This window comes from Noviherbaspirillum humi, from assembly GCF_900188095.1.
GTDB classification, from domain to species: domain Bacteria; phylum Pseudomonadota; class Gammaproteobacteria; order Burkholderiales; family Burkholderiaceae_D; genus Noviherbaspirillum; species Noviherbaspirillum humi.
In genome coordinates this window covers 56,661-74,976 of sequence record NZ_FZOT01000005.1, presented here as the reverse complement: position 1 = coordinate 74,976, position 18,316 = coordinate 56,661, and the positions used below count along the sequence as shown (strand labels likewise).

General features: G+C 64.2%; 17 protein-coding genes. 8 read left to right on the top strand and 9 right to left on the bottom strand.

Annotated features, from left to right (window positions below; all coding sequences use genetic code 11):
* Positions 1-29 precede the first annotated feature (29 nt).
* The 7 genes from CHB88_RS10245 to CHB88_RS10215 all read left to right on the top strand — a co-directional run bounded on the left by CHB88_RS10245 (position 30) and on the right by CHB88_RS10215 (position 8,290).
* Entirely contained in the window at positions 30-884 is an 855-nt protein-coding gene (locus CHB88_RS10245; protein WP_089399371.1) for a M90 family metallopeptidase, read from the top strand.
* Between the two features lie 49 nt (positions 885-933).
* Complete coding sequence (locus tag CHB88_RS10240) at positions 934-1,902, top strand: bifunctional riboflavin kinase/FAD synthetase (RefSeq protein ID WP_089399230.1); 969 nt, start codon at positions 934-936, stop codon at positions 1,900-1,902.
* 54 nt (positions 1,903-1,956) lie between these two features.
* Positions 1,957-4,806: an isoleucine--tRNA ligase gene (gene ileS / locus CHB88_RS10235; RefSeq protein ID WP_089399370.1), complete on the top strand. Its 2,850-nt coding sequence runs from the start codon at positions 1,957-1,959 to the stop codon at positions 4,804-4,806.
* 87 nt (positions 4,807-4,893) lie between these two features.
* The gene (gene lspA / locus CHB88_RS10230) at positions 4,894-5,406 is read left to right on the top strand and encodes a signal peptidase II (protein WP_089399229.1); all 513 of its coding nucleotides are present in this window, start codon (positions 4,894-4,896) and stop codon (positions 5,404-5,406) included.
* Between the two features lie 32 nt (positions 5,407-5,438).
* Positions 5,439-6,635 carry a bifunctional phosphopantothenoylcysteine decarboxylase/phosphopantothenate--cysteine ligase CoaBC gene (coaBC, locus tag CHB88_RS10225; protein WP_089399228.1) on the top strand — a complete coding sequence of 399 codons (1,197 nt, stop codon included), beginning with the start codon at positions 5,439-5,441 and terminating at the stop codon, positions 6,633-6,635.
* A 76-nt stretch (positions 6,636-6,711) separates the two neighbouring features.
* Positions 6,712-7,161: a dUTP diphosphatase gene (dut, locus tag CHB88_RS10220; RefSeq protein ID WP_089399227.1), complete on the top strand. Its 450-nt coding sequence runs from the start codon at positions 6,712-6,714 to the stop codon at positions 7,159-7,161.
* 10 nt (positions 7,162-7,171) lie between these two features.
* Complete coding sequence (locus tag CHB88_RS10215) at positions 7,172-8,290, top strand: M48 family metallopeptidase (RefSeq protein ID WP_089399226.1); 1,119 nt, start codon at positions 7,172-7,174, stop codon at positions 8,288-8,290.
* A 64-nt stretch (positions 8,291-8,354) separates the two neighbouring features.
* On the opposite strand, the gene CHB88_RS10210 is transcribed toward CHB88_RS10215, so the two are convergent.
* The 6 genes from CHB88_RS10210 to CHB88_RS10185 all read right to left on the bottom strand — a co-directional run bounded on the left by CHB88_RS10210 (position 8,355) and on the right by CHB88_RS10185 (position 14,069).
* The gene (locus CHB88_RS10210; protein WP_089399225.1) at positions 8,355-9,284 is read right to left on the bottom strand and encodes a CysB family HTH-type transcriptional regulator; all 930 of its coding nucleotides are present in this window, start codon (positions 9,282-9,284) and stop codon (positions 8,355-8,357) included.
* A gap of 15 nt (positions 9,285-9,299) precedes the next feature.
* Positions 9,300-10,367, bottom strand: coding sequence for a sulfate/molybdate ABC transporter ATP-binding protein (locus tag CHB88_RS10205; protein WP_089399224.1), 1,068 nt, complete (start codon positions 10,365-10,367; stop codon positions 9,300-9,302).
* A 9-nt stretch (positions 10,368-10,376) separates the two neighbouring features.
* Positions 10,377-11,288 (bottom strand): sulfate ABC transporter permease subunit CysW, encoded by a 912-nt coding sequence (gene cysW / locus CHB88_RS10200; protein WP_089399223.1) that lies wholly within the window; start codon positions 11,286-11,288, stop codon positions 10,377-10,379.
* Between the two features lies 1 nt (position 11,289).
* Positions 11,290-12,153 (bottom strand): sulfate ABC transporter permease subunit CysT, encoded by an 864-nt coding sequence (gene cysT / locus CHB88_RS10195; protein ID WP_089399222.1) that lies wholly within the window; start codon positions 12,151-12,153, stop codon positions 11,290-11,292.
* Positions 12,154-12,398: 245 nt separating this feature from the next.
* A complete protein-coding gene (locus CHB88_RS10190) occupies positions 12,399-13,412 on the bottom strand; it encodes a sulfate ABC transporter substrate-binding protein (RefSeq protein ID WP_089399221.1) in 1,014 nt (337 codons plus the stop codon).
* A 144-nt stretch (positions 13,413-13,556) separates the two neighbouring features.
* Positions 13,557-14,069 (bottom strand): GNAT family N-acetyltransferase, encoded by a 513-nt coding sequence (locus CHB88_RS10185; protein ID WP_089399220.1) that lies wholly within the window; start codon positions 14,067-14,069, stop codon positions 13,557-13,559.
* Positions 14,070-14,490: 421 nt separating this feature from the next.
* Here CHB88_RS10185 and CHB88_RS10180 point away from each other — a divergent pair, with 421 nt between their 5' ends.
* Positions 14,491-15,549, top strand: coding sequence for a sulfate ABC transporter substrate-binding protein (locus tag CHB88_RS10180; RefSeq protein WP_089399219.1), 1,059 nt, complete (start codon positions 14,491-14,493; stop codon positions 15,547-15,549).
* 80 nt (positions 15,550-15,629) lie between these two features.
* On the opposite strand, the gene CHB88_RS10175 is transcribed toward CHB88_RS10180, so the two are convergent.
* From CHB88_RS10175 to CHB88_RS10165, 3 genes are read right to left on the bottom strand one after another with little or no spacing between them, the layout of a single operon-like run.
* Positions 15,630-16,025, bottom strand: a complete 396-nt coding sequence (locus CHB88_RS10175) for a diacylglycerol kinase (RefSeq protein WP_089399218.1) — start codon at positions 16,023-16,025, stop codon at positions 15,630-15,632.
* Entirely contained in the window at positions 16,025-17,428 is a 1,404-nt protein-coding gene (locus tag CHB88_RS10170) for a LutB/LldF family L-lactate oxidation iron-sulfur protein (protein WP_089399369.1), read from the bottom strand. Before CHB88_RS10170 ends, CHB88_RS10175 begins: the two co-directional genes overlap by 1 nt.
* Complete coding sequence (locus tag CHB88_RS10165) at positions 17,428-18,153, bottom strand: (Fe-S)-binding protein (protein WP_089399217.1); 726 nt, start codon at positions 18,151-18,153, stop codon at positions 17,428-17,430. Before CHB88_RS10165 ends, CHB88_RS10170 begins: the two co-directional genes overlap by 1 nt.
* Between the last annotated feature and the right edge of the window lie 163 nt (positions 18,154-18,316).

Sequence of the window (18,316 nt, the reverse complement as noted above, 5' to 3'; positions counted from 1 at the left end):
CGGCAGCCATCATGCGTGACAATGCGCGCATGAACTGGCTCCGCAAGATATTCCGCTCCGAACCGCAATCCATCCCGCAGCCGCTGTGGCAAGCCGCCGCAGCGCGCCTGCCGTTTCTCGGCGCGATGAGCCCGGAGGAATGGCAGCGACTGAAAGCCCTGGCCGAGCTGCTGCTCGACCGCAAGACCTTCACCGGCGCCGCCGGCCTCGAGATGAGCGACGACATCGCGGTGCTGATCGCCATCCAGGCGGCGCTGCCGGTCCTCAACCTGACGCCCGACCTCTACGACGACATGGCCGGGGTGATCGTCTACCCCTCTTCCTTCATCATTCCTTACCACGAAGTCGATGAAGCCGGCGTGGTGCATGAATGGCGGGCGCCGGTGTCCGGCGAAGCGCTGGATGCAGGCGGCGCGGTGGTGCTGTCCTGGGAAGACGTGGAGGAAGACGGCGTACCGGGCTACAACGTCGTCATCCATGAATTCGCGCACAAGATCGACATGGCGGCCGGCGGCGCCAACGGCTGCCCGCCCTTCCTCGCCGGCTTCCACGACGACATCGATCCGGCGCGCTGGCGGCGGGTGTTTTCCGCCGCCTATGCCGATTTCCGGGAACGGGTGGAAGCCCTCGACCTGGCCGAACCCGGCGAGCATGCGCCGGAGGAAGCCTGGGAACGGCACGACGCGCTGATCGACCTGCTGCCGCTGGACCCGTATGCGGTGGAGCATCCGGCCGAATTCTTCGCCGTGGCCACCGAAGCCTTCTTCGTCCGGCCGCATCCCCTGGCCGAGGTCTATCCGGAAGCCTACCGGCTGCTCGCGTCCTACTACCGCCAGGATCCGGCCGCTCGCGCAGGCAGGATTACGCCCGGGAAAACCCGCTGAAAGCATTTATAATGCGAGGTTTTGCGACTGTTTCCTCCTCATTCACCCCATGAAGGTATTTCGCGGGCTTCCCAATGCCGAGTCGCGCGCTCCCTGCGCCCTGACCATCGGCAACTTCGACGGCGTCCATCGCGGCCATCAGGCGCTGCTGGCCCGGGTGCGGGAAGCGGCCGACCGCCTCGGCGTGGAAGCGGCGGTGATGACCTTCGAGCCGCATCCCCGTGAATTCTTCGCCCAGCTGTCCGGCGACCTGTCGCGGGCGCCGGCGCGCATCGCCAACCTGCGCGACAAGCTGCAGTCCCTGGAGCGGGCCGGCGTCGATCGCGTCATCGTCGAGCATTTCAACAGCCATTTCGCCGCCATGACGCCGGAAGACTTCGTCGAGAAGGTGCTGGTGGAGGGCCTGCATGTGCGCTGGCTGATGGTGGGCGAAGACTTCTGCTACGGCGCCCGGCGCGCCGGCAACATCGCCAGCCTGATCGAGGCGGGCAGGCGCCATGGTTTCGAGGTGGTGGCGATGCCGACCGTGACCCAGGATGGCCTGCGCATTTCCTCCTCGGCGGTGCGCGCGGCGCTGGCAGGCGGCGACCTTGACCAGGCCGCCCGGCTGCTCGGCCATCCCTTCGCCATCTCCGGCCATGTCATCCACGGCCGGAAGCTCGGCCGCACCATCGGTTTTCCGACCATGAACCTGCGGGTGGCGCACAAGCGCCCCGCCCTGTCCGGCATCTTCGTGGTGCGGGTGCATGGCCTGGCGGATCAGCCGCTGGCCGGCGTGGCCAGCCTCGGCGTGCGGCCGACGGTGGAGGATGCCGGCCGGGTGCTGCTGGAAACCCATGTGTTCGACTATGCGCAGTCGTGCTACGGCAGGCTGATCCGGGTGGAATTTCTGAAAAAGCTGCGCGACGAGGAAAAATACGTCGACCTGCCCACCCTGACGGCAGCCATCGAGCGCGACGCCGAGCAGGCGCGCGCCCATTTCGCGGCAGGGGCGGCGCCGGCCGCCTCCGCCCCATGATTCATGCTTCACCATGCCGGCTGCAAGGCCTGCATCATCCAGACTGAAACCATCATGTCCGAGTCAAAAAACAAGTATCCGGTCAACCTGACCGAAACCGCTTTCCCGATGCGCGGCGACCTCGCCAAGCGCGAACCGAAATGGGTCAAGGAGTGGCAGGAGAAGCAGATCTACAAGAAGATCCGCGCCGCCTCCAAGGGCCGGCCGAAGTTCATCCTGCATGACGGCCCGCCCTACGCCAATGGCGACATCCACATCGGCCATGCGGTGAACAAGATCCTGAAGGACATGATCGTCAAGGCGCGCCAGCTGGCCGGCTTCGACGCCCAATATGTGCCGGGCTGGGATTGCCACGGCATGCCGATTGAGATCCAGATCGAGAAGCAGTACGGCAAGAACTTGCCGACCTCGGAAGTGCAGGCCAAGTCGCGCGCCTACGCGAGCGAGCAGATCGAGCGCCAGAAGAAGGACTTCATCCGCCTCGGCGTGCTGGGCGACTGGGACAATCCCTACAAGACCATGAACTTCGGCAACGAGGCGGACGAACTGCGCGCGCTCGGCAAGATCATGGAAAAGGGCTACGTCTACCGCGGACTGAAGCCGGTCAACTGGTGCTTCGACTGCGGCTCGGCGTTGGCCGAGGCCGAGGTGGAGTACCAGGACAAGCGCGACCCGGCGATCGACGTCGGCTTCCCCTTCGCCGAGCCGGACAAGCTGGCCAAGGCCTTCGGCCTGGACAAGCTGCCGACGGACAAGGGCTATGCCGTCATCTGGACCACCACGCCCTGGACCCTGCCGGCGAACCAGGCGCTGAACGTCCATCCTGAAGTCGACTATGCGCTGGTGCGCACCGAGCGAAACGGCGAGCCGCTGCTGCTCCTGCTGGCCAAGGACCTAGTGGAGGCCTGCCTGCAGCGCTACGGCCTGCAGGGCGAAATCATTGCCACGACCCAGGGCGAGGCCTTGTCGCTCATCGCCTTCCGCCATCCGCTGGCGGGCAGCGATCCGGGCTACGACCGCCTGTCGCCGATGTACCTCGCCGACTACGTCACCCTCGATACCGGCACCGGCATCGTCCACTCCGCGCCGGCTTACGGCGTGGACGACTTCATCTCCTGCAAGGCGCATGGCATGAAGGACGACGACATCCTCAATCCGGTGATGGGCGACGGCCGCTATGCGTCCTGGCTGCCGTTCTTCGGCGGCATGACCATCTGGGAAGCATCCAAGCCGATCTGCGCCAAGCTGGAGGAAGCCGGCGCGCTGTTCAAGCTGGTCATGTTCGATCACAGCTACATGCACTGCTGGCGCCACAAGACGCCGATCATCTACCGCGCCACCTCGCAGTGGTTCGCCGGCATGGATGCAACGCCGAAGGACGGCGGCCCGACCCTGCGCCAGACCGCGCTGGCCGGCATCGACGCCACCGCCTTCTTCCCGAGCTGGGGCAAGGCGCGCCTGCACGGCATGATCGCCAACCGGCCGGACTGGACCCTGTCGCGCCAGCGCCAGTGGGGCGTGCCGATGGCCTTCTTCGTTCACAAGGAAACCGGCGCCCTGCATCCGCGCACGCCCGAGCTGACCGAGCAGATCGCGAGGCGCATCGAGCAGCACGGCATCGAAGCCTGGCAGGCGCTCGATCCGCGCGAGCTGCTCGGCGCCGAAGCCGACCAGTACCTGAAGAACAAGGACACGCTGGACGTCTGGTTCGATTCCGGCACCACCCACCAGACCGTGCTGCGCGGCTCCCATGCGGAGGAATCGCAGTTTCCGGCCGACCTCTACCTGGAAGGCTCGGACCAGCATCGCGGCTGGTTCCACTCTTCCCTGCTGACCTCTTCCATGCTCAACGGCTGTCCGCCGTACAAGGCGCTGCTGACCCACGGCTTCGTGGTCGACGGCGAAGGCAAGAAGATGTCCAAGTCCAAGGGCAACGTGGTGGCGCCGCAGAAGGTGTCCGACACGCTCGGCGCCGAGATCCTGCGGCTGTGGGTGGCTTCCACCGACTACTCCGGCGAGCTGTCGATCTCCGACGAGATCCTAAAGCGCGTGGTGGAAGCCTACCGCCGCATCCGCAACACCCTGCGCTTCCTGCTGGCCAACACCTCCGACTTCGATTTCAAGAAGGATGCGGTGCCGCTCGATCAGCTGCTGGAGATCGACCGCTATGCCATCGCCCGCATCGCCGAGCTGCAGGCCGACATTCTGCAGAACTTCGAGGTCTACGAGTTCCACCCGGTGGTGGCGAAGATCCAGATGTACTGCTCGGAAGACCTGGGCGGCTTCTACCTCGACATCCTGAAGGACCGGCTCTATACCTGCGGCGCCGATTCCGCCGCCCGCCGCTCGGCGCAGACCGCGCTGTTCCACATCACCCATGCGCTGCTGCGCCTGATGGCGCCGATGCTGTCCTTCACCGCGGAGGAAGCCTGGGCGGTGTTCGCCGGCCAGGAAGGTCTGGATGCCAGCTCCGGCACCATCTTCACCCAGACCTATTACGCGCTGCCGGAAATGGCCGATGCGGAAGCACTGCTGGCCAAGTTCGCCACCCTGCGCGGCGTTCGCGACCAGGTGATGAAGCAGCTGGAGGAAGTGCGCATCGCCGGCAACATCGGCTCCTCACTGCAGGCGGAGATCGACATCCGTGCCAGCGGCGCCAAGCACGATCTGCTGGCCAGCCTGGACGACGACCTCAAGTTCGTCTTCATCACCTCGCAAGCCAAGGTGACGCGCGTGGGCAGCGAGGCGGAAGAGAAGATCGTGGTGACGCCGTCGGCCAATGCCAAGTGCGAGCGCTGCTGGCACTACCGCGCCGACGTCGGCGCCCATGCCGATCATCCCGGCCTGTGCGGACGCTGCTACAGCAACCTGTTCGGCCAGGGCGAGGCGCGCCGCTTTGCTTAACCGGCGCCTTCGATCGCGCCTCCCATGCCGTCCATGCCGCCGGAAGCGGCATGGACGGCAATGAATCATTCGAGCTCAAACGCACACATGGCCACGAAAAAATCCAGCTTCCCGATGAACAAGACCGCCAGCCGCAGCAGCCTCGTGCCGTGGCTCGGCATTGCCGCCATCGTCATCCTGCTCGACCAGCTCAGCAAGATCACCATCACCCGCCTATTCAGCTATGGGGAATCGAAGGCGCTGTCCTCCTTCTTCAACCTGGTGCTGGTCTACAACAAGGGCGCTGCCTTCAGCTTCCTCGCCGCCGAATCCGGCTGGCAGCGCTACTTCTTCACCGCCATCGGCATCGGCGCGGCGATCTTCATCATCTACCTGCTGCGGCGCCATGCCGGGCAGCGCCTGTTCTGCTGGGCGCTGGCGCTGATCATGGGCGGCGCCATCGGCAACGTCATCGACCGGGCGCTGTACGGCCATGTCATCGACTTCCTCGACTTCCACGTCAACAACTGGCACTGGCCGGCCTTCAACATCGCCGACAGCGCCATTTGCATCGGCGCCGCACTGTTCATCGTCGACGAGCTGCGGCGCGTCGGCAAGTAAGGCCTTTCCAACCCAATACACGCGGAGGCGCGATGGACCTGGCCCGGAAACGAATCGTCCTCGGACTGACCGGCGGCATCGCCTGCTACAAGGCGGCGGAACTGACGCGCGGCCTGGTGAAGGCCGGCGCCTCGGTGCAGGTGGTGATGACGGAAGCGGCGACGCACTTCATCACGCCGGTCACCATGCAGGCCCTGTCCGGCAAGCCGGTCTTCCTCGATCAGTGGGACGGCCGCATTCCGAACAACATGCCGCACATCGACCTCTCGCGCGAAGCCGACGCGCTGGTGATCGCGCCCTGCTCCGCCGACTTCATGTTCAAGCTGGCGCACGGCGCCTGCAACGATCTGCTCTCCACCCTGTGCGTGGCGCGGCCGATGCAGATGCCGCTGATGGTGGCGCCAGCCATGAACGTGGAGATGTGGCAGAACCCGGCCACCCAGCGCAACGTCGCCCAGCTGCGCGCCGACGGCATCCAGGTGCTCGGCCCCGATGCCGGCGACCAGGCCTGCGGCGAGACCGGCATGGGCCGCATGCTGGAACCGGAGGCGCTGCTGGAGGAAATCGTCACCGCGCTGGCGCCCAAGCGCCTGTCCGGCCGCAAGGTGCTGATCACCGCCGGCCCCACCTTCGAGCCGATCGACCCGGTGCGCGGCATCACCAATCTCTCTTCCGGGAAGATGGGTTATGCGATTGCCCGCGCTGCGCGCGAAGCCGGCGCCGAAGTGACGCTGATCTCCGGTCCGACCGGACTGGCGGCGCCCCATGGCGTGAACCGCATCAAGGTGGTGACGGCGCAGCAGATGCACGACGCGGTGATGGCGCGCGTGGCCGGACACCAGGTCTTCATCGGCGTGGCAGCGGTGGCCGACTGGCGCGTGGCCGAAGTCAGCGCGCAGAAGATCAAGAAGAAGGACGGCCACGACGTGCCGCAGCTGAAGTTCGAGCAGAATCCGGACATCCTCGCCGCCGTCGCCGCCCTGCCCAGCCCGCCCTACTGCGTCGGCTTTGCCGCCGAATCGGAGGAACTGCTGCGCCATGGCGAGGAGAAGCGCCGGCGCAAACGCACTCCGCTTTTGGTCGGCAACATCGGTCCGCAAACTTTCGGCCTGGATGACAACGAGCTGATTCTCTTCGACGAGCAGGGCCAGACGCATTTCCCCCGCGCTGACAAGCAATCCCTGGCGCGCAGCCTGATCGACGAGATCGCGCGCCGGCTGGGCGGCTGAACGCCGCTTGGTTCGGGCTTGTTTCCGATTGTTTCATCACGCCGTCCTTGGCAAAACATCCTCTATTCTCTTGCCCATGAAAAAAATCGACGTAAAGATCCTTGACGCCCGCCTGCGTGAACAGATGCCGATGTACGCCACCCCGGGCAGCGCCGGGCTCGACCTGCGCGCCTGCATCGACGCGCCGCTGGTGATCAAGCCGGGCGAAACCCACCTGGTGCCGACCGGGATGGCGATCCACATCGGCGATCCGGGGTATGCTGCGATGATCCTGCCGCGCAGCGGCATGGGCCACAAGCACGGCATCGTGCTCGGCAACCTGGTGGGCCTGATCGATTCCGACTACCAGGGCCAGCTGATGGTGTCGACCTGGAACCGGGGTCAGACCGAATTCACGCTGAATCCGCTGGAACGGCTGGCGCAGCTGGTGATCGTGCCGGTGCTCCAGGTGGATTTCAATCTGGTGGAAGAATTCGGCGCCAGCGAACGCGGTGCCGGCGGCTTCGGCAGCACCGGAAAACAGTAAGGGAGCTCCCATGCAAGCACAGAACCGGCACAATCCGGCGCCCGCTTCCCGCGCCACCCGCGCATCGTCCCTTCCCGCGCTTGCCGCCGCGCTGCTGCTGGCCGCCTGCGCATCGACGGCGCCGCAGCAAGGGGCTGCGCCCGCGGCGGGCCCGGCTTCGCTTCCGGCCGCACCCGCTGCGGCGGCTCCGGCCGGCACCAGCCGCGAGGAAGCGGCGCTGCGCAACCTGGTGGATCAGCAAGATCGCCTGTACCGGGTCGCCGCGCCGCTGCTGGTCAACAATTCCGACCTGTGCCGCAAGAATGCGCGCAACCTGCTCGGCTTCACCGCCAAGAACAAATATTCTTATTCCGCCGACTTCGTCAGGCCAGCGGAGAAGCTCTTCGGCATGAACGACAGCCTCAAGGTAATGGGCGTGCTGGAAGGCAGCGGCGCCGCCAAGGCCGGCCTGCGCCGCGGCGACGACCTCATCAGCATCGAAGACCGGGAACTGCCGCGCGGCGACAACGCCGAGCGCCAGGCAGCCACCATCCTCGGCCCGCTGATTACCGGGCGCTCCAGCGTGCGCATGCTGGTCAGCCGCAACGGCAGCAGCCAGCCACTGACCGTCCCGCTGACGTACGCCTGCGCCTTCGGCATCGAGCTCGGCAACAGCGACAACGTCAATGCCTACGACGACGGCTTCCGGGTGCTGATCACGCGCGGCATGCTGAATGCCGTCGGCAACGACGAGGAACTGGCCTACGTCATCGCCAAGGAAATGGCCCACAACATCCTGATGCATGCCAGCCGCCAGCGCATGAGCGCCACCGCCGGCGGCATCATCGACAACCTGATCCGCCTGCATCCGGACATGACGGGCATGGCGGGCATGGCAGGGTTGAAAGCCATGCCGCAGGAACTCGATGCCACCGCCGACCGCCTGTCGCTCTACCTGCTGGCGCGCGCCGGCTACAGCATCGATGGCACAGCCTCTTTCTGGCAGCGCATGGCGACCCAGTACCCGGCCAGCATGCTCAATGCCTACACCGCCCTGCACCCGGCGACCGCCTATCGCGTTGCCGCCATGCAGAAGACGGCGGTCGACGTCAAAACCAAGAAGGCGGCGAGGAAGCCGCTGATGCCTTGAGCTCTGTACCGGCAAAAACGAAGGCCGCCCGAGAGCGGCCTTTTTCATGGAGAGAGCGTGCCAATCAGGTCTTCGCCACGTTCAGCGCCGCCTCGATGTCCGCCCGCCGCAGTTGCGGCGCGAAACGCAGGATGAATTCGTAGATATAGGACCGCAGATAGGCGCCGCGTCGCACCGCCAGGCGGGTGACGTTGGGCGCGAACAGATGGCCGGCGTCCATGCACTTGAGTCCCGGCTGCAGGCTGTGCTCGGCCGCCATGGACGCGACGATGCCGACGCCGAGTCCGAGCGTCACATACTGCTGGATGACGTCGGAGTCCATGGCGGTGAGCACGATGTCGGTCGCCAGGCCGGCCTGATTGAAGGCATCGTCGATATGGCTGCGGCCGGTGAAGCCGATGTCGTAGGTGATCAGCGGCTGGCTGGCGAGGTCTTCCAGGCTGACCGATTCCCGCTGCGCCAGCGGATGCTCCTGCGGCACCACGATGACGTGGTTCCAGCTATAGCAGGGAAAGGACACCAGCTCGTCGAACTGGCTCAGGCCTTCGGTGGCGATGCCGACGTCCGACTTGCCGGAGATGACCCATTCCGCGATATGCTCGGGCGAACTCTGCTGCAAGGCGATGCGCACCGCCGGAAAGGCGCTGCGGAAATCCTGCACCACTTCCGGCAGGACATAGCGTGCCTGGGTATGGGTAGTGGCGATCGCCAGCGTGCCCCGCTTCTCGCCGGTGTACTCCTGGCTGGCCTGGCGCAGGTTCTCCGCTTCCAGCAGCAGCCGGTCGATGATGTGCAGGATGCCCTTGCCGGGCTCCGTCAGGCCGGTGAGGCGCTTGCCGTTGCGTTCGAAGATCTCGACCCCGAGCTCTTCCTCCAGTTCCCGGATCTGCCGGCTCACGCCCGGCTGCGAGGTGAACAGCGCATTCGCCACCTCGGTCAGGTTGTAGCCCCGCCGGGCGGCTTCGCGGATGGAGCGCAGCTGCTGAAAATTCATGCCGGCCCTCTTCGGTCAAACGGCTTCGTCGACGAACACGCGCAGACGCTTCGGCCGCATGATCAGCGTCTCGCCCGGATTCAATTGCAGCTGCTGATAACGCTCGGTGGAGATGACCGCTTCCACCAGCTGCTTGTTGTCGACGCGCTCCAGCTCGAGCTGGGCCAGCGGTCCGATTGCATGCACGTGGCGCAGGGCGACGGCGATGCCCTCGGCGTCGGCGCTGTAACGCTCGATCTCGATGTCGTGCGGGCGGACGAAGCCGACGCCCTGGGCGTCGCGCGCATCGGCATGCTCCGGCGCATGCAGCGGCACGCCGCCGGCGTCGAGCACGCCTTCATGCACCCGGCCGTGGAACAGGTTGACGTTGCCGAGAAAGCCGTAGACGAAGGGCGAAGCCGGATGGTTGTACACGTCGCCCGGCGAACCGATCTGCTCGACCTTGCCCTTGTTCATCAACACGATCTGATCCGCCACCTCGAGCGCCTCTTCCTGGTCGTGGGTGACGAAGATGCTGGTGACATGCAGTTCGTCGTGCAGGCGGCGCAGCCAGCGCCTCAGTTCCTTGCGCACCTTGGCGTCGAGCGCGCCGAAGGGTTCGTCCAGCAGCAGCACGCGCGGCTCCACCGCCAGCGCCCGGGCCAGCGCGATGCGCTGGCGCTGGCCGCCGGACAGCTGCGGCGGATAGCGGTCGGCCAGCCAGTCGAGCTGCACCAGCTCGAGCAGCGACATCACCTTCTTGCGGATCTCGCTTTCGGAAGGCCGCACATTGCGCGGCTTGACGCGCAGGCCGAAGGCGATGTTCTCGAACACGCTCATGTGCTTGAACAGCGCATAGTGCTGGAACACGAAGCCGACCTGGCGCTCGCGCACATGGTGGGCCGAGGCATCCTGGCCGTCGAGGAAGACCTGGCCGGAATCCGGCTGTTCCAGGCCGGCGATGATGCGCAGCAGCGTGGTCTTGCCGCAGCCGGACGGACCGAGCAAGGCGGTCAGCTCGCCCTGCGGAAAGTTGAGGGAGACATTGTCGAGCGCGACGAAACTGCCGAAACGCTTATGGATGTTTTTGACTTCGATGCCCATGATGCTCTCTTAATTGTCCTGGATGTGATCGACGGTCTGCGGCTCGGCGCGGTGCACGCGCCATTCGATGAAGGTCTTGATCGCCAGCGTCACCAGCGCCAGCAGCGCCAGCAGGGAGGCGATGGCGAAGGCCGCCGCGAAGTTGTATTCGTTGTAGAGGATTTCCACCTGCAGCGGCATGGTGTTGGTTTCGCCGCGGATGTGGCCGGACACCACCGACACCGCGCCGAATTCGCCCATGGCGCGGGCGTTGCAGAGGATGACGCCGTAGAGCAGGCCCCACTTGATGTTGGGCAGGGTCACGTGCCAGAAGGTGCGCCAGCCGGAAGCGCCCAGCACCAGCGCCGCCTCTTCTTCCTCGTTGCCCTGGGACTGCATCAGCGGAATCAGTTCCCGCGCCACGAAGGGAAAGGTGACGAAGATGGTCGCCAGCACGATGCCCGGCACCGCGAACAGGATCTTGATATTGTGCTCGGTCAGCCAGGGCCCGAGCCAGCCCTGGGCGCCGAAGATCAGCACGTAGATGAGGCCGGAGATCACCGGCGAGATCGAGAACGGCAGGTCGATCAGCGTCAGCAGCACGCTCTTGCCGCGAAATTCGAACTTGGCGATGGCCCAGGCGGCGGCCACGCCGAACACCAGGTTCAGCGGCACCGCGATGGAAGCGGTGATCAGCGTCAGCTTGATTGCGGCAATCGCATCCGGCTCGACGATGGCGGTCAAATAGGTGTCCCAGCCCTTCTTCAGCGCCTCGGTGAACACCGCCACCAGCGGCACGAAGAGGAACAGGGTGAGGAAGGCGAGCGCGATGCCGATCAGCAGCGCCCGCACCCAGAACGGCTCGACGGTGGCGGCCGGCGCGTAGGCCGGTTCGCCGCGGGCCTCGGTCTTGATCGGAAGTGTGGAAACGGCTCCAGCCATGTCAGGTTCTCTCCGCCCGGCCGCGCTTGCGGGTCCAGGCTTGCAGCAGGTTGATGGTCAGCAGCAGGATGAAGGAGACGATCAGCATCACGACCGCGATGGCGGTGGCGCCGAGATAGTCGTACTGCTCCAGCTTGGTGATGATGAACAGCGGCGTGATCTCCGACACCATCGGCATGTTGCCGGCGATGAAGATGACCGAACCGTATTCGCCGGTGGCGCGGGCAAAGGCCAGCGCGAAGCCGGTGAGCAGCGCCGGCAGGATGGTGGGAAAGATCACCTTGGTGAACACCTGGAAACGATTGGCGCCAAGGCTGGCGGCGGCTTCCTCCAGTTCCCGCTCCGCTTCCTCCAGCACCGGCTGCACGGTGCGCACCACGAACGGCAGGCCAATGAAGGTCAGCGCCACCACCACGCCGAGCGGCGTGAAGGCGACCTTGATGCCGAGCGCCGTCAGGTAGCGGCCGATCCAGCCGTTGGTCGAATACAGGGCAGTCAGCGCGATGCCGGCCACCGCCGTGGGCAGCGCGAACGGCAGGTCGACCAGCGCATCGATGATCTTCTTGCCGGGAAACCGATAGCGCACCAGCACCCAGGCGACGATGCCGCCAAACAGAACATTGAGCAAGGCGCCGATGAACGCCGCGCCGAAGCTGAGCTTGTAGGAAGCGACCACCCGTTCCGAACTGACCGCCGCCCAGAACGCATCCCAGGTCATGGTGAAGGTCTTGAGCAGGACGGCGGAGAGCGGGATCAGGACGATCAGCCCGAGGTAAAAAACGGTGAAGCCGAGCGAGAGATGGAAGCCGGGCAAAACTCGTGATGGCCCGGATTTGCTGCTCGCCGGTAATGACAAACTAGCCATTGGCGTCCTTTATTACTTAAATTGCTATGAGGACGCCATAATTCCACTGACAGGTTATTAAGAGAACGATTTTTTTCTCATTCCTTTATTCATTTTTCGCATATAGAGCCGGCTCTTAACTCCCGAATGGCAAATAGCAGCCTGTTCGGATATGTCCATAAATGCCGATGCAAAAACGCGCCGGACCGGCGTCGAATGCCGGTCCGGCGCGCGGGAACCACCCACAATCTAGTACCGATAGCGGATTATTTTTTGCCTGGTTGATAGATCTGGTCGAAGGAGCCGCCATCGGCGAAGTGCGCTTTCTGCGCCTTGGCCCAACCGCCGAACACCTCATCAATGGTGAACAGTTTCACCTTCGGGAACTGGTTGGCGTATTTCTTTCCGACCGTCTCCGAAATCGGCCGATAGTAATTCTTCGCCGCGATCTCCTGCGCTTCGTCGGTATAGAGATATTGCACATAGGCGTCGGCGACCTTTCGGGTGCCGCGACGGTCAGCCACCTTGTCCACCACCGCTACCGGCGGCTCGGCCAGGATGCTCTGGGGCGGTGCCACGATCTCGAATTTCTCCGGCCCCAGTTCCTTGATGGCCAGCAGCGCTTCGTTTTCCCAAGCAATCAGCACGTCGCCGATGCCGCGCTCGACGAAGGTGGTGGTGGCGCCGCGCGCGCCGGAATCGAGCACCGGCACGTTCTTGAAGAGTTTGGTGAGAAACTCTTTGGCCGCGGCTTCGCTGCCGCCCGGTTGCTTGAGGGCGTAGCCCCAGGCGGCGAGGTAATTCCAGCGTGCGCCCCCGGATGTCTTCGGATTCGGAGAAATGACCGCCACGCCGGGCTTCACCAGATCGGGCCAATCCTTGATGCCCTTGGGATTGCCCTTACGCACCAGAAACACGATGGTCGAGTTGTAAGGCGCGCTGTTGTGCGGCAGGCGCTTCTGCCAATCCTTCGCGGTCAGGCCGCGCTCGGCGATCTCGTCGATGTCATAGGCCAGGGCCAGCGTCACCACGTCGGCATCGAGGCCGTCGATGACCGAGCGCGCCTGCTTGCCGGAACCGCCGTGCGACTGCTTGATGGTGACGTTGTCGCCGCTCTTGGCTTTCCACTGCTTGGCGAAAGCCTTGTTCACGTCCTGGTACAGTTCGCGGGTCGGGTCGTAGGAGACGTTAAGCAGCGAAACATCGGCTGCCCATGCCGGAACGGCGGAAGCGGCAATGGAAAGCGCGATGGCGGAGTGGATGAGCTTCTTCAACAGCATTGTTCTTCTCCCAAAGGTGTCGTTGTTGGGAAGAGAGTAAAGAAGCCGGTTCGGAAACAGAACGAATGATTTCGACAAACCATATGCAGCTAGCGCATATGGAAAGCGGACGCCGCGACGGAGGCCGGAAAGTACGGCGTCGAATCAGGCAGCGGCCGCGCCGCAGGGGCAGCGCCTGACGGCGCTGAGCGGTAGTTGCTTGGAAAAGGAAATTGCCTGCAAGCCGTAAGGCGTTTCCACCGTGCCGGCTTCGATGAAGCCGTGGCGGGCGAAAAAGGTGCGGGCATTGGAGGTGCTGGCGGCGTGCAGATTGCGGACGCCCAGTTCCAGGGCGCGCGCCTCGAGCGCGGCGATGAGCGCGCTGCCCATCCCTTGAAAGCGGCTTTCGGGCGCGATGTAGACGACGCAGATCTTGCCGGCACGGGACATGGCGGCCACGCCCTGCACGACGTCGTCGTGCGTCGCCACCATGCAGATGTTGGGCGAGGCGTCGAACCACGTCCGCACCATCTCGGGCGTCTTGTTGCCCAGCCAGGCGGCGAGCAGCGTCTGATCGTGATGATGGTCATCTACGCAGCATTCAAGGATGGAGCGCCGCATGACGTCACATGCGGTCTCGGCGTCTTCAGCCCGGGCTGCGCGAATCTCGATCTTCATCTTCAATCTTCATCCACCGTGAGGCGCGCCTATGCGGCGCCATGCTTGCGACTGCTTCAGCCCGTCCGCCGTCCTTCGGCACAACGCAGTGCAAACCTGCGCTGGCAAAGATCGGGTTTCTGACTGTCATCAACCTGAAATGTAGTGCAAATTTCGAAGCTCTGCATGACGCACCCGAGTCGGCGGCGCGTACAAGCAACAGGCTTGACGGCATGGCTAGCCAGGTTGGAAACACGGCAGCCGGTTCGCGCCCGCCTGTTCCAGGTGCATGCAGTTTCGGTAAAGCACGTAGCGCGCCAAGGACTGAATCGGTTGACCGGAAGCCGAATGGTGAAAAAAGGGTAATATCCGCTTAACCCGTCATCCCATGAACGAGGGATGGAAATAACGATGAATCATGAGCCAAGAAAAAGGAGTCCTTATGTCTGATGCAGTCGCCCGGCATGCCGCCGGCACGTTTTCCTCTGCCCCTTCTCTCCTGAAGCGTCTGAGCGGCGTCACCGTTGCCGCGCTTGCTTCGATCTCGCTGTTCGCCGCCGCGCCGGCCAAAGCAGACACCACCCTGCTCAACGTGTCCTATGATGTCGCTCGCGAACTGTTCAAGGACATCAACCCGGCCTTCATCGCCGACTGGAAGAAGAATACCGGCGAGACCCTCGTCATCAACCAGTCCCACGGCGGCTCCAGCAAGCAGGCGCGCGCAGTCGCCGATGGCCTGGAAGCCTCGGTGGTGACGATGAACCAGGCTAACGACATCGACTTCCTCGCCGATCGCGGCCTGGTACCCCAGGACTGGGCGAAGCGCCTGCCGAACAACTCGGCGCCCTTCTACTCCACCATGGTCTTTTTGACCCGCAAGGGCAATCCCAAGGGCATCAAGGATTGGACCGACCTCGCCAAGCCGGATGTGAAGGTCGTCATCCCGAATCCGAAAGTCACCGGCAACGGCCGCTACACCTATCTCGCCGCTTGGGGATCGGTGATCAAGAAGGGCGGCAATGAAGCCCAGGCGCGTGAACTGGTGGAAAAGATCTTCAGGAACGTCCCGGTGCTGGACGGCGGCGGCCGCGCGGCCACGACCACTTTCACGCAGCGCGAGATCGGCGACGTGCTGGTGACCTTCGAGAATGAAGTCCAGTTGGTGCGCCAGGAATTCGGCAACAACTTCGAAGTGGTCTACCCCTCCGCTTCCATCCTGGCGGAATCGCCGGTGTCGGTGGTGGACAAGGTGGTCGACCGCAAGAACATCCGCAAGCAGGCCACCGCCTACCTGCAATTCCTGTACACCGAACCGGCCCAGGAAATCATTGCCAAGCACTACTTCCGTCCGCGCTCCACGGCGGTGTTCAAGAAATACGAGTCGACCTTCAAGCCGATCAGCCTGTTCACCGTGGATGAAGTCTTCGGCGGCTGGAAGGCGGCGCAGAAGAAGCACTTCGACGACGGCGGCGAGTTCGACAAGATCTACCAGAAGAAGTAAGTACAACCCGCGTCGATCCAATGAAAAAAGCGCCGACGGCCCAGCCGTTCGGCGCTTTTTTCATGCAGCGTCGGAAAGCGTCAGCGTGCCAGCAGCGGAAACAGGATCACGCCCCAGGTGAGCGCAGCCAGCAGCAGCGCCAGCGCCACCGCCGCGCTGCCGAAATCCTTGGCGTTCTTCGACAGCGCATGACGTTCGAGGGAAATCCGGTCCACCACTGCCTCGATCGCGGAGTTGATCAGTTCGACGATCAGCACCAGCAACAGCACCGCGATCAGCGCCAGCTTTTCGAGCGCGCTTAACGGCAGCAGCAGCGCCAGCAGCGCCGCCGGGATGCCGAGGAAGAGTTCCTGGCGGAAGGCATGTTCGCTCTTCCAGGCGGTGCGCAAGCCCTCGATGGAATAGAAAAAGGCGGCGACAATGCGCTTGAAGCCGCTCCGGCTCTTGAACTCGCTGATCTGGACCGGCTCTTCCATCAACGCCTTTCCCGGTACAGTTCGCGGAAGGTCTTGCCGCTCGGCGCCGGCATTTCCCGGTAATCGGTCCAGCCTGCGCCCACCGGCAGCTTTGAAATCGTCTTGCCGTTGCCGAGCATGCGCAGCACCCGCACCCCGACCTTGGTCGCCAGCCGGTACAGGCGCGGCCGCTTGGCGAAGAAAGCCCACACCGTCAGGCCGATGCGTTCCATCCCTGGCCGCAGGTGCTGGGCCACCTGCTTCTCGCGCAGCTTGCGCAGCAGGTCGGGCAGCGGAATCTTCACCGGGCACACGACATGGCATTCGCCGCAGAGCGTCGACGCCTGCGGCAGGTCGATGGCCTTGTCGATGCCCGCATAGGACGGCGTCAGCACGCTGCCCATCGGGCCGGGATAGACCCAGCCATAGCTGTGGCCGCCGATCTTCTGGTACACCGGGCAATGATTCATGCAGGCGCCGCAGCGGATGCAGCGCAGCATCTCCTGGAACTCGGTGCCGACCAGGCCGGTGCGGCCGCCATCGACCAGCACGAAGTACATGTGCTCGGGGCCGTCCACGTCGCCCGCGCCGCGCGGACCGGTCAGCAGCGACACGTAATTGGAGATCGACTGGCCGGTCGCCGAGCGCGGCAGCAGCCGCATGACGGTGGCGAAGTCCTCCAGCGTCGGCAGCACCTTCTCGATGCCGGTCACCACCACATGCACCTTGGGCGGCATGACGGTGCACATGCCTTCATTGCCTTCGTTCGTGACCACTGCCACCGAACCGCTTTCGGCGATGATGAAGTTGCCGCCGGTGATGCCCATGTCGGCCGACAGGAAGTGCGGCCGCAGCATCTCGCGCGCCTCGCGCGTCATCTCGGGAATGTCGGTCAGGCGCGGCTTGTTGTGCACGCGGGCGAACAGGTCGGAAATCTCTTCCTTGTCCTTGTGCACCACCGGCGCGATGATGTGGGACGGCGCCTCGTTGTCGTTGATCTGGAGGATGTACTCGCCGAGGTCGGTCTCGACAGGCTGCACGCCCGCCGCTTCCAGCGCCTTGTTCAGCGCCATCTCTTCCGACACCATCGATTTGGACTTGATCGCCTTCTTCACGCCATGCTTCTGCGCGATCTCCACCACCAGCCGGGAGGCGTCCTCGGCGCTCTCGGCGAACAGCACGGTGGCGCCGCGCCGCGCCGCTTCCTTCTCGAAAACCTCGAGCCAGACATCGAGGTTTTCGATGGCGCGCATGCGGCGCTCGATGGCCGCATCGCGCGTGCCCTCGAAATCATCGAGTTCGGTGATGGCGCTGGCCCGGCCGACCACAAACTTGGTCGACAGCTTCTTCAGGTTCTGCTGCAGGCGCTTGTCGGCCAGCTTCTCGCCGGCGCGGGCCTTGAAATGCATGGACTGGATCTGCATCATGCGTCTCCCGCGAGGACCTGGGCCACATGCAGCACCCGGGTCTTGTCGTCGCCGGTGCGGCGCAGCCGGCCTTCGATGTTCAGAATGCAGCCGAGGTCGCCCAGCACCACGGCATCGGCGCCGCAGTCATGGATGTTGGCGCACTTCTCGTCGACGATGGCGGCGGAGATGTCGCCGTACTTGATGGCGAAGGTGCCGCCGAAGCCGCAGCAGGCGCGGGCATCGCGCATCTCGGTGACTTTGACGCCTGCTTTTTCCAGCAAGGCGCGCGGCTGCTGCTGCACGCCAAGCTCGCGCAGGCCGCTACAGGAATCGTGATAGGTGATGGTGCCGTGCAGATTGGAGGCGGGAAGCCGCTCCACCTTCAGCACGTTCTGCAGGAAATCGGTGAGCTCGAACACCCGAGGCGCCAGACGCGCCATGCGCGCCGACAGCGCCGGACTGTCCGACAGCAGATCGGCGTAATGCACCTTGACCGTGCCGCCGCAGGAGCCGGACGGTATCACCACGTAGTCGAATTGCTCGAACTCATCGACGAACTTCTCCGCCAGGGCGCGCGCCGCCGCCCGATCGCCGGAACTGTAAGCTGGCTGACCGCAGCAGGTCTGGGTATCGGGCACGATGACCTCGCAGCCGGCGGACTCCAGCAATTTCAGCGCGGAAAAACCGATTTCCGGCCGCATCATGTCAACCAGACAGGTTACGAACAGGCCAACGCGCATCGAGCAATCTCCTTAACCCAGTTGTCTTCATTTTCACAGGTTGTATTATGCGGTCGCCAAGCGCAAACGACCACGGCGCGAGAGTGAAATTATTTGCGCCGCATTGGTGAATTTCCTTGCATACGGCTTTTTCTGCTTTTCACATTGTGATATAACGTACTTA